At 37.9% G+C, this 10,721-nt stretch carries 11 protein-coding genes; 5 read left to right on the forward strand and 6 right to left on the reverse strand.

Features of this window, described 5'->3' with window-relative positions; genetic code table 11:
- Positions 1–87: 87 nt before the first annotated feature.
- Together Q0L68_RS10835 and Q0L68_RS10840 are read right to left on the reverse strand one after the other, a co-directional pair.
- Positions 88–1,611, reverse strand: coding sequence for a magnesium chelatase (locus tag Q0L68_RS10835; RefSeq protein WP_296702822.1), 1,524 nt, complete (start codon positions 1,609–1,611; stop codon positions 88–90).
- Between the two features lie 5 nt (positions 1,612–1,616).
- Positions 1,617–2,717 (reverse strand): VWA domain-containing protein, encoded by a 1,101-nt coding sequence (locus Q0L68_RS10840; protein ID WP_296702824.1) that lies wholly within the window; start codon positions 2,715–2,717, stop codon positions 1,617–1,619.
- Positions 2,718–2,778: 61 nt separating this feature from the next.
- Here Q0L68_RS10840 and Q0L68_RS10845 point away from each other — a divergent pair, with 61 nt between their 5' ends.
- Genes Q0L68_RS10845 through corA form a run of 3 tightly spaced genes read left to right on the forward strand, consistent with a single transcriptional unit; the run spans position 2,779 to position 5,093 of the window.
- The gene (locus Q0L68_RS10845; RefSeq protein WP_296702827.1) at positions 2,779–2,994 is read left to right on the forward strand and encodes a hypothetical protein; all 216 of its coding nucleotides are present in this window, start codon (positions 2,779–2,781) and stop codon (positions 2,992–2,994) included.
- Positions 2,995–3,037: 43 nt separating this feature from the next.
- Positions 3,038–3,982, forward strand: coding sequence for a tRNA epoxyqueuosine(34) reductase QueG (gene queG / locus Q0L68_RS10850; protein WP_296702830.1), 945 nt, complete (start codon positions 3,038–3,040; stop codon positions 3,980–3,982).
- 1 nt (position 3,983) lies between these two features.
- Complete coding sequence (gene corA / locus Q0L68_RS10855; protein WP_296702832.1) at positions 3,984–5,093, forward strand: magnesium/cobalt transporter CorA; 1,110 nt, start codon at positions 3,984–3,986, stop codon at positions 5,091–5,093.
- Between the two features lies 1 nt (position 5,094).
- On the opposite strand, the gene Q0L68_RS10860 is transcribed toward corA, so the two are convergent.
- From Q0L68_RS10860 to Q0L68_RS10870, 3 genes are all read right to left on the reverse strand, one after another.
- Entirely contained in the window at positions 5,095–5,499 is a 405-nt protein-coding gene (locus Q0L68_RS10860) for an META domain-containing protein (RefSeq protein ID WP_296702836.1), read from the reverse strand.
- Positions 5,500–5,562: 63 nt separating this feature from the next.
- The gene (gene nadC / locus Q0L68_RS10865; protein ID WP_296702838.1) at positions 5,563–6,420 is read right to left on the reverse strand and encodes a carboxylating nicotinate-nucleotide diphosphorylase; all 858 of its coding nucleotides are present in this window, start codon (positions 6,418–6,420) and stop codon (positions 5,563–5,565) included.
- A gap of 55 nt (positions 6,421–6,475) precedes the next feature.
- Positions 6,476–6,820, reverse strand: a complete 345-nt coding sequence (locus Q0L68_RS10870) for a DUF4783 domain-containing protein (RefSeq protein WP_296702841.1) — start codon at positions 6,818–6,820, stop codon at positions 6,476–6,478.
- Positions 6,821–7,006: 186 nt separating this feature from the next.
- Here Q0L68_RS10870 and gpmI point away from each other — a divergent pair, with 186 nt between their 5' ends.
- Together gpmI and Q0L68_RS10880 are read left to right on the forward strand one after the other, a co-directional pair.
- Complete coding sequence (gene gpmI, locus Q0L68_RS10875) at positions 7,007–8,530, forward strand: 2,3-bisphosphoglycerate-independent phosphoglycerate mutase (protein WP_296702844.1); 1,524 nt, start codon at positions 7,007–7,009, stop codon at positions 8,528–8,530.
- Positions 8,530–9,093 (forward strand): hypothetical protein, encoded by a 564-nt coding sequence (locus tag Q0L68_RS10880; RefSeq protein ID WP_296702846.1) that lies wholly within the window; start codon positions 8,530–8,532, stop codon positions 9,091–9,093. The genes gpmI and Q0L68_RS10880 overlap by 1 nt, the downstream gene beginning before the upstream one ends.
- Before the next feature lie 33 nt (positions 9,094–9,126).
- Here Q0L68_RS10880 and Q0L68_RS10885 read toward each other — a convergent pair.
- Positions 9,127–10,721: amidase (locus Q0L68_RS10885; RefSeq protein WP_296702849.1), on the reverse strand; the 1,595-nt coding region annotated here is incomplete at its 5' end.

A 10,721-nucleotide genomic window follows, 5' to 3' on the forward strand; every position in this document is an offset into this window, starting at 1 on the left:
TTGTAAAAGGGATTTGCTTCAATAACACAAAAGGCGCAAAGTTCTATCAAAAAACTCTGCGCCCTTTGCGACTCTGCGGTTAACAGATTACAAATCGTCTTCCTCATAATCATCTGGATCACCAGGCCCCATGTCAAACATAGAACTAAAAAGGTCCTTAAATTTCAATCCTGTTTCCAAAAGTTTTTTACTTAGTTGAGAATATTCTGCTAAACCATGGAGTGCAAATTCCATATAGAATTCTTTCTCTTTTTCTGGTAAAGCTTTTACCATCTCCGTGACTACTTCTTCTAATCCTGGCACTGATTGAAGTGCAGTTTTATAATCCTTATCGGATTGGGAAGCCAAGATATCCAACTCGTTTCCTTCTCCAAACCAAGCTAATGGTTTTACATATGGATTTCCTTCTTTGGACTTTTTCTTTTGCTCTGGTGAAGGGAAATAATTGATAAACTGAGAGCGGATCGCCTTTCCAATTAAACTATAGGCCACAATTCCAGCACCTTCTTGTTCACCCTCGTAGACCAATTCTACCTTACCTGTAATCGCCGGAATAACTCCGATCAAATCAGCAATCCTCACCATGGTTTTGGTTTCACCATTCATATATAATCTGCGCTCTGCTGCTGAAATCAAATTTTCATAAGCTGAAATTGTCAATCTAGCCGATACCCCACTTTTCTCATCGACAAATTCGGACGCCCTTGCCTCGATAGCAATCTGCTCAATCAAGTCTTTCATCAATTCGGGCACATAAATGTTTTCTACAGGCTTGCCTTTCATATTGGCTTCCTGCAAAGTGATTTTCCTTCCTATTTCAATGGATTTTGGATAATGAGTAATGATTTGACTTTCAATCCTATCTTTTAATGGAGTAACAATGCTACCTCTATTAGTATAATCTTCTGGATTAGCAGTGAAAACAAATTGAATATCGAGTGGTAATCTCAATTTGAAACCTCGGATCTGTATATCGCCCTCCTGAAGGATATTAAACAAAGCCACCTGAATTCTCGCCTGTAAATCAGGCAATTCATTGATCACAAAAATGGAACGATGCGATCTTGGCACTAACCCATAATGAATCACGCGCTCATCATTATAACTCAATTTCATGGTAGCAGCCTTAATAGGATCCACATCTCCGATCAAATCGGCAACAGAAACATCTGGAGTTGCCAATTTCTCGGTATATCGTTCAGACCGATGCCACCAATCAATCGGAGTATCATCACCCCTTTCATGAATCAAATCTTTTGAAAATGTTGTCAAAGGCTGCAATGGATCATCATTCAATTCTGATCCCAGAACCACTGGAACATATTCATCTAAAAGATGGGTCATCATACGAGCAATCCTTGTTTTGGCCTGGCCCCTCAATCCGAGCAAATTGATATTGTGTCTAGACAAAATCGCTCTTTCAATATCCGGGATCACAGTATCCTCATAGCCCCAGATTCCTTCAAAAACATTCTCCTTCGCTTTGATTTTGAGAATCAAATTATCGCGAAGTTCTTCTTTGATGGATTTTGGTTCGTAACCAGCTGCTTTGAGCTGTCCTAAAGTTTTAATTTTGGTGAGTTCTTTTGGTGTCAGTTTGTGGTAGTCCATTTTGCTTAAAAGCGTTTTGTTCTGTTTCGTCTATAATCTTCAAAAATTAGGTCGCCAAGCCCTTTCAAGCTGCTGTAATAGGCATTCCCATTATTCACTTTGGTAAATTCTTTCACAAATTCCTTCAGATACGGATCCGAAGCAATCATAAAGGTTGTCACAGGGATTTTCAATTTTCGGCATTGTGCTGCAAGCTTCAATGTCTCACTTAAGATTTTGCTATCAATACCAAATGCATTTTTATAATATTTGATTCCCACTTTCAGACAGGTAGGTTTGCCATCCGTGATCATGAAAATCTGTTTGTTGGGATTCTTTCTTCTGCGCAATAAATCCATGGCCAATTCTAATCCAGCAACGGTATTCGTATGGTAGGGCCCAACTTGCAGGTAGGGTAAGTCCTTTATTTCGATCTGCCAGGCATCATTTCCAAATACGATAATATCCAAAGTATCTTTAGGGTAGCGGGTTTTGATCAATTCTGCCAAAGCCATCGCTACTTTCTTTGCTGGTGTGATCCGATCTTCTCCATACAAAATCATGGAATGGGAAATATCGATCATCAGCACCGTGGATGTCTGGGAACGATATTCCGTTTCCTGAACTTCCAGATCACCTTCCGTAAGCAAGTAATCTCCAGAAAAACCATGATTCGCCTGAGCATTTCTTAGAGAATCAGTCAAAGCAATCTGATCCAGATTATCCCCAAACTCATATGCTCTTCTATCGGTACCTCGCTCTTCTCCCTGACCGGAATGAGTGGTTTTATGCTGACCGGATTTTCCTCGCTTTAGCTTCCCAAAAATCTCTTCCAATGCAGACTTTCGAATGGTCTGTTCTGCCTTCCCGGTGATTTTAAATTCCCCCTTTTGGTTTTCTTCAGTTAGATATCCTTTGCTTTTAAGATCCTCTATGAAATCACCTATTCCATAATTGGGATTGGTCATCTGATAGCGATTATCCAAATTGGTCAACCAGCTTAAGGCTTCAGCAACATCACCACCTGTCATGGTGATGAGTTGAAGGAAAATATTAAGAAGATTCTCAAAGGTATTTTTCTCTGGATCCTGGGGAGGTACATATTGAGTGAATCGAAATCCTTTCATAGGTTCTATAACAAGTGAAGTCCCTTCGGAGTTTAATCTACTACACAAAAACTCAAAAAAGATGAAAAACTACCAAATTTCGGTGGGGATTGTCACGGGAGTCCTCATCATTTTTGTCACTGCTATACAATTGAATCTGAGTATGTTTTTGATTTGGTTACTGTTTCTTTCAGGGCCAATATTAATTCTATGGATGGTTTGGTCCGTTTTAGCCGCGCCTATCGAAATTAATGAAACTTTTGAGGAGCAGTGGTATCAGGATGTTCCGAAACGCTAGAAATACCAGAATTCTTTGATAATTTTCCATAGGGATTCCTTTTATGACACATCCAGAAAAATATGCTCTAATTATCAAATCTACCGCCAAGAAATTGGGTTTTGATTTTTGTGGGATAGCCAAAGCTGGTTTTTTAGAAAAGGAAGCACCAAAATTGGAAGAATGGCTCAGCCGGAATTATCAAGGACAAATGGGTTATCTGGCAAATCACTTCGACAAACGATTGGATCCAACTAAACTCGTGGAAGGGGCCAAAACAGTGGTTTCCCTGATTTACAATTACTACCCCGCGAATAAATTACCCGAAGGAGAAACTGATATCAAGCTGGCAAAATACGCCTATGGAGAGGATTATCATTTTGTGATTCGTGATAAACTCAATGAATTTTTGGAGATTCTTCGAGAAGAAATTGGGGAAATTGATGGTCGTGGATTTGTGGATTCAGCACCTATCATGGAGCGGCAATGGGCCCAAAAAGCTGGGTTGGGTTGGATCGGGAAAAATAGCCTCTTACTCAATAAGCAACAGGGTAGTTTCTTTTTTTTAGCTGAACTCATCATCGATCTGGAAGTAGCAACTGATAATCCCATGGCAAAAGATTATTGTGGAACCTGTACGGCTTGCATTGATGCTTGCCCTACAGATGCTATTGTTGGAGATGGTGTCATCGACGGATCTCGCTGCATTTCTTATTTGACGATAGAATTGAAGGAGGCAATTCCAAGTGAATTCCAAGGAAAGATGGAAAATTGGGCTTTTGGCTGCGACATTTGCCAAGATGTTTGTCCCTGGAATAGATTTTCGAAACCACACCAAGAAACAAGGTTCCAATTACATCCTGAATTAGCAGGTTTTACTTCAAGAGATTGGGAGGAAATCACAGAAGAAACTTTTCGTAAGATTTTTAAAAAGTCTGCCGTAAAAAGAACCAAATTTAGTGGACTAAAAAGAAACCTAGATTTTCTTAAATTGAAAAAAAGCGAATAGCATGAGCCTTCAAAAACCCAATCTCAAAAATGTCCAAAAGTTATTTAAGGCAAAAAAGAAAAAAAAGATAAGCCACAAAATAGGTTTACCTCCAGCTTCTTTGGTTTTTACAGGAGACAAGAAGCAAGAAGATGTCTTTATCAATTTTATTACTTACGATGAAAATGATTTTTATGAGGAAATCATCAACTTGAATCAATTGGAGGACCATTTAAAACTTCAGAAAAAAGTTACTTGGATAGATGTACTTGGATTACATGACGTAGAAATTTTAGAGAAAATTGGGTTGGCTTTTGGGATTCACAAACTTACACTTGAAGACATTTTAAGCGTAGATCAAAGGCCAAAAATGGAGATTTTTGAAGATTATATTTTTGCTACTTTAAAAATGATCCAATGCTTAAGTCCAGAAGATCCGATTGATGAAGAGCAGGTAAGCTTTGTCTTTCATGAAAATGCCTTGATTACCTTTCAAGAAAAAAAAGGAGATGTTTTTCAGTTTGTAAGAGATAGACTTTTGGATTCTAAAAGGACAATTCGACAACGTGGAGCAGATTATTTGCTTTATGCCTTACTAGATGCCGTAATTGACAATTACTTTATCGTGATGGAAAATGTAGGAGAACGTATCGAAAATCTGGAATCTCAGGCGATGACTCAGCCCGGAAATGAAACCCTAAACGCACTTTACCTTCAAAGAAGAGAAATGATGGATTTACGCCGTACAGTTTATCCTTTACGCGAAGTCATAGGATCATTTGACAAGTATGCAGAGCATAAAATCAGTCCTGAAACCAGACCTTTCATTCGGGACTTATATGAAAATACGATTCAGGTTATAGAAACAATGGAGGTTTTTCGTGATATGTCCTCAGGAGTTTTGGATTTGTACATGAATAGCCTTTCAAACCGAATGAACAATATCATGAAGGTGTTGACCATCATTTCAACCATTTTTATTCCTTTGAGTTTTATCGCAGGAGTTTACGGGATGAACTTTGACAATATGCCCGAATTACATTGGGAAAATGGTTATTTCTATGTGGTCGGAGGAATGGGGATAGCGGTAATAGGGATGCTATTATACTTTCACAAGAAAAAATGGCTCTAGGCTATTGTAGTTTTAGAATGATGTCTTTTTCCCCGTTTTTTAATAATAGTTGACCTCCTGTTTGCTGAAAATACCTTACAGATTTTAAAGTTTCCAAAAATTTATTCTCAAAGGCTGTGTTCTGACATGCCATCATAGTGACCCCAATATTTCCAAATTTCAAGGTATTTTTCTTTCCAATTTCATAAGGCCCAAAAATTCTATTACAACTTCCAGAACCAGAGATTTGCTGATCATCGGAATCAAAAACCAAATGCGCATCCTGAGGCGTACCAGAAGTTTGAACAGGAACTCCCATCATTTCAATTACTGTCCATTGCTTATTTTCCCATTTTGCATCTGGATAAGATTTGGAGCTACAAGAAATTAGTACAAAAATTGAAATGATGTATAATAGGTTTTTCATGATTGATTTTAAGTTTTTCAATTAGTGGAACACACAAACCAAGCCAGCTTGAATAAATACTTTTTAAAATGCTTTTAGACTAATATCCATGCTCTGAACTGAATGAGTTAAGGCGCCCATTGAGATAAAATCTACCCCACATTCGGCAACTTCCACCAACATTTCTTCTGTTATCCCACCTGAGGCTTCAGTCTTAAATTTATTACCTATCATTTTTACCGCCTCCTTCATAGTTTCATAATTCATATTATCAAGCATGACATAATCTACCCCTCCCACTTCAATAACTTCTGCGACTTCTTCTAGATTTCGTGTTTCCACCTCTATTTTCAAGTCTAGCTTATTGGATTTTAAATATTCAATAGTTCTTGTGATAGCAGCTTTAATTCCTCCTGCAAAGTCCACATGATTATCCTTCAACATTACCATATCATATAAGGCAAATCGATGATTGATTCCTCCACCAATATGAACAGCCCATTTTTCCATTAATCGAAAATTGGGAGTAGTCTTTCGGGTATCCATCAATCGAGCTTTGGTATGCAGAATTTTCTCAGTAAGTCGATGAGTCAAGGTCGCTATCCCAGACATCCTTTGCATGCAATTCAAAACCAAACGCTCTGATGATAAGATGGAAGCTGAAGATCCCTTTACAATTAAGCCTATGTCTCCATATTTAACGGAATCTCCATCGGATATTAATAACTCTACTTCTAACTCTGGATCATAAGCTTTAAAAATTCTTTCTGCCAACTCAAGCCCTGCTATAATCCCATCTGCTTTAATGATGAGTTGAGCTTGTCCCGTCTTGCCTTCTGGAATAGATGCAAGAGAAGAATAATCTCCTGGGCCAATATCTTCCTTAAATGCAGATTTTATAAATGCTTGGACGGCATCATCCGTCAGATAGGCTGGTTTCATGTTTCAAAAATAGACAAATTGAAAAGCTGAAAGGGAATTTTTTCTTGAAAATGGTCTAACCTTTTACAAATTCGAGGCTGTAAATTCTCAAAATTGATTCCTGCAGGGAAACCTTTATAAAAACTTTGAAAGTTCCCTCCTCACTTAAATAATCTCCAATAAATGAGCTTAAACTAGGATTTGTTTCACTACTGTAAACAATGCTAAATCCAAGAGAAGGGTTTTTCTTGAAAAAGTCTCTGATTACAATTTCGGCCTGATTCTTTGAATAACTTCCTTGTTGTCCATTGACATTCAAAGAGATACTGGATTCAAAAAATTTTGCAAGATCACTGCTCGAATTACTTTCAATGGCAGAAACAACAGAATCAATAGTTAATTCTTCCCTCTCAACTTTCATTGGGCTATGAAAGATCAAGAGTAAGGAAAATAATAGGTTCAAAATTGTCATCAAGCTATCTTGGCAAATACTAAGCCAAAAAAAGAATCTTTTAGATGCTTAAATAGTTTTACAAAATGAACCCTCAAATTCTGCCAGAATTAGTATTAAAGTCGGGATTGGGTCGAAAATTAATATATTTGCTCCATGGACAAGAAAGTACTTTTAATGATTTTGGATGGCTGGGGAATAGCCACCAATCCTTCAGTATCTGCAATAGATAAGGCCAATACTCCCTTTGTAGACAGCTTGTACACGAAATATCCTCATGCTAAACTTGATGCCTCAGGTTTGTCAGTTGGATTACCCGAAGGACAAATGGGTAATTCGGAAGTAGGTCATATGAATATTGGAGCAGGCCGGGTAGTATATCAAGACCTAGTAAAAATTAATCTGGCTGTCAAGAATGGCGAACTCGACAATCACCCCGTTCTTGTCGAAGCATTTGCCAAAACAAAGGCCGCCAAAAAGAAAGCTCATTTTATAGGACTTCTTTCAGATGGGGGAGTCCACGCACACATCAGCCACTTGAAAGGACTTTGTGATGCCGCAAAACACAATGGCTTAGAAAATGTCTTTATTCATGCATTCACAGACGGAAGAGATACCGATCCCAAAGGCGGTATTGGATATATCGAGGATCTTCAATCTCATTTAAAAGACTCTTCAGGCAAAATTGCATCTGTTGTAGGAAGATACTATGCCATGGATAGAGATAATCGCTGGGAAAGAGTGAAACTAGCATATGATGCTATGGTGAAAGGGGAAGGGGAAAAGTCAAAAGATATCATAGCAGCTATGAGAAAATCCTATGAGAATGGGGTTACAGATGAATTTATTAGACCAATCATTCATGTAGGTTCAGATAACAAGCCTTTGGCAAAAATTGAAGAAGGAGATTTGGTTATTTGTTTCAACTTCCGAACTGATAGAGGCCGCGAAATTTCGCAAGCGCTTACACAGCGGGATTTTGAAGATTTTAATATGAAAAAACTGGATGTTGATTACATCACGTTCACTAGGTATGACAATACTTTCAAAGGAGTAAAGGTCTTATTTGAGAAAGATAACCTTAATAATACGATAGGAGAGGTTTTAGCGAATGCGGGTAAGAAACAAATCAGAATCGCTGAAACAGAAAAGTATCCACATGTTACTTTTTTCTTTTCTGGGGGTCGTGAAGATGTTTTTGAAGGTGAAAGCAGATTATTATGCCCATCTCCAAAAGTAGCAACATATGATCTACAACCTGAAATGAGCGCTTTTGAAATCGCATCTAAAATAAACCAGGAGCTAAAGAAGAAAAGTGCTGATTTTATTTGTCTAAACTTTGCCAACGCAGATATGGTCGGTCATACAGGTGTGTTCGATGCTGCTGTAAAAGCATGTGAAGCAGTAGATAAATGTGCAGAAAGTGTAATTACCACCGCATTAGATAATGGTTATACGATTATTGTAATTGCTGATCATGGCAATAGTGATATGATGATCAATGAAGACGGTACACCAAATACTGCCCATACTACTAATTTAGTCCCTTTCATTATGGTGGATAACAAAGATCAACTACATGTGAAAGATGGAAAATTAGGAGATTTAGCGCCTACTATTTTAAAACTTATGGGAATTGATATTCCTAAAGATATGACTGGAGAAATCTTGTTAGCTTGATGAAAATCGATTACAAATTAATTTTATTGTTCTTCCTTATTGGGGTTTCGGCTTGCAATGTGGGAGAGAATAATGGTGAGAAACTCGAAGTATTACCCTATTTCGACTTGAAAGGTTATATGGCTGAATCTATAAAAGGCCTTGAAGACGCAAAAGTCACAAAGATTTCCAGAGTTCAAGGTATTGATACTACAGTTGTGGTTACATTGAACGAAGAACAATGGAGAGATGAATTAGATATCTTTTTTGAGGCAGATATCAACAAATCTTCTCTGGTGACCTCTTATGATACGAAGGTAAAGAATGAATATTTGATTCATGATTTACTTCCAAATGCCAAAGGTGATGTGAAAAATATTACCGTCAGTATCATCAATGATGAGGTACACATGGTCAAAGTCAAAATAGCGAAAGAAAATACTTTTTATAGTTCCGTGACTAATGCGGAATTATATATTTCCAATGTCACAAAAAAGGTAGATCATTACACCATTGAGACAACTCAAAAAATATGGTTTCTAAAACCTAATAACATAAAAATATTGGGTGCTTTAAGATTCTAGAAAAAGGCTCTGGAATAATTCCAGAGCCTTTTTTTATTGGTCAAACATAGGTGGCCTTTTAGCTTGCCAATCAGAATTTTTCTGGATAAAATCTCCTAGCAGGATCAATTTTTCTTCCTCAAATAAATTTGCCAATAAAGTAATAGAAGTAGGACTTCCAGATTCATTAAAGCCATTTGGCATGCATAGGGCAGGATGTCCGGTCAAGTTCGTAATTCTCAATTGTGGTCCTGCCAAAGAAGGAGTTACGATCACATCATATTCTTTCATCAAATCATGCATTTCTTGAATCAAAACACTTCTCTGTCTACTAAGCTGAACGTATTCTACAGCAGGAATAAAACGTGCTGCCCGGAAAGAGTTTGGCCAGGCACCTTTGTTCTGGGCAACTAGCTGATCATCCCAACCCAAACGTGTCAATTCGTCAAATGCTGCAGCGCCTTCCACCATCAGCATCATAACGATCGGACCGGCATCTATGCTAGTTTTTAATTCTAAAGGATGTAATTCTATACCTTCTTTTTTTAGCAAATCCAGAACAGCCTGATCATTTTTACTGGCTCTTTCCCCTTCAAAATAAGATTTAAAATAACCTACCTTCAGGTCTTTAATTGATTTTTTTGCATCATAATTAAAAGCTGAAGCAATGGTACTTGCATCATTATTATCCGGCCCATTAATGATAGAAAGCACAATTCCATCATCTAATGCAGATCTTGAAATTGGCCCAATTTTATCCATTGACCAACTCAAAGCCATTGCACCATGCTTACTAACTCTTCCATAGGTAGGTCTCAATCCAGTGACCCCGTTTCTTGTGGAAGGCGAGACTATCGATCCTAAGGTTTCAGTCCCAATGGCAAATGGTACCAATCCGGCACTAACTGCCGAAGCAGATCCAGCAGAAGATCCACTGGAACCCTGATTAAGATTCCAAGGGTTTTTTGTTTTACCTCCATACCAAACATCTCCCATAGCCAATGCACCCAAAGTAAATTTACCTACCAATACTCCGCCAGCATCGTTTAGCTTATTGACTACAGTAGCAGTAAGGTCTATTTCCTGATCTTTATAAGGCATTGCACCCCAAGTAGTTTTAGTACCTTTTACAGCCAACAAATCTTTGATCCCATAGGGAATGCCATGAAGAGGACCTCTGTATTTGCCGGAAGAAATTTCCTGGTCCATTGTACGCGCTTTTTCCAATGCAGAATCTTCCATAAGGGTAATTAAACACTGCAGGGTATCTGAATACGTTTTTATCCGATCAAGGTAAATTTTTGTCAGCCGCTCACTACTTATCTTTTTTGATTTGATTAATACCGCTAGCTCATGGACTGGCAGATAGGCAATATCAGACTCTTTCTCGGGTAGACTTACTGATTCCGGAAGTCCCCATTCAAATGGATATTGATTCAAATCAGGAGTAAATCCTTTTGGGAGAGGATTAAAAACCAAAGCTGGTGCTACTGAGTTATCTAGTTCAACCTTACGAAGAGTTTCATAATTTGACAGCTGATTTTCCAGGTTGCTAATCATACTGTCTTTTTCTGAAATATTAAAGGAGATACCAATTAGATTAGAAGCTTCTTCTATGGTCGTTGGGGTGATTTCACCAACGCGTTTAC

The organism is Algoriphagus sp., assembly GCF_024642405.1.
Lineage (GTDB): Bacteria > Bacteroidota > Bacteroidia > Cytophagales > Cyclobacteriaceae > Algoriphagus.

Coding starts and splice junctions, on each gene's coding strand:
- Q0L68_RS10835 (WP_296702822.1), bottom strand. CDS start 1,611: ATGGACTACCACAAACTGACACCAAAAGAACTCACCAAAATTAAAACT.
- Q0L68_RS10840 (WP_296702824.1), bottom strand. CDS start 2,717: ATGAAAGGATTTCGATTCACTCAATATGTACCTCCCCAGGATCCAGAG.
- Q0L68_RS10845 (WP_296702827.1), top strand. CDS start 2,779: ATGAAAAACTACCAAATTTCGGTGGGGATTGTCACGGGAGTCCTCATC.
- queG (WP_296702830.1), top strand. CDS start 3,038: ATGACACATCCAGAAAAATATGCTCTAATTATCAAATCTACCGCCAAG.
- corA (WP_296702832.1), top strand. CDS start 3,984: ATGAGCCTTCAAAAACCCAATCTCAAAAATGTCCAAAAGTTATTTAAG.
- Q0L68_RS10860 (WP_296702836.1), bottom strand. CDS start 5,499: ATGAAAAACCTATTATACATCATTTCAATTTTTGTACTAATTTCTTGT.
- nadC (WP_296702838.1), bottom strand. CDS start 6,420: ATGAAACCAGCCTATCTGACGGATGATGCCGTCCAAGCATTTATAAAA.
- Q0L68_RS10870 (WP_296702841.1), bottom strand. CDS start 6,820: ATGAAAGTTGAGAGGGAAGAATTAACTATTGATTCTGTTGTTTCTGCC.
- gpmI (WP_296702844.1), top strand. CDS start 7,007: ATGGACAAGAAAGTACTTTTAATGATTTTGGATGGCTGGGGAATAGCC.
- Q0L68_RS10880 (WP_296702846.1), top strand. CDS start 8,530: ATGAAAATCGATTACAAATTAATTTTATTGTTCTTCCTTATTGGGGTT.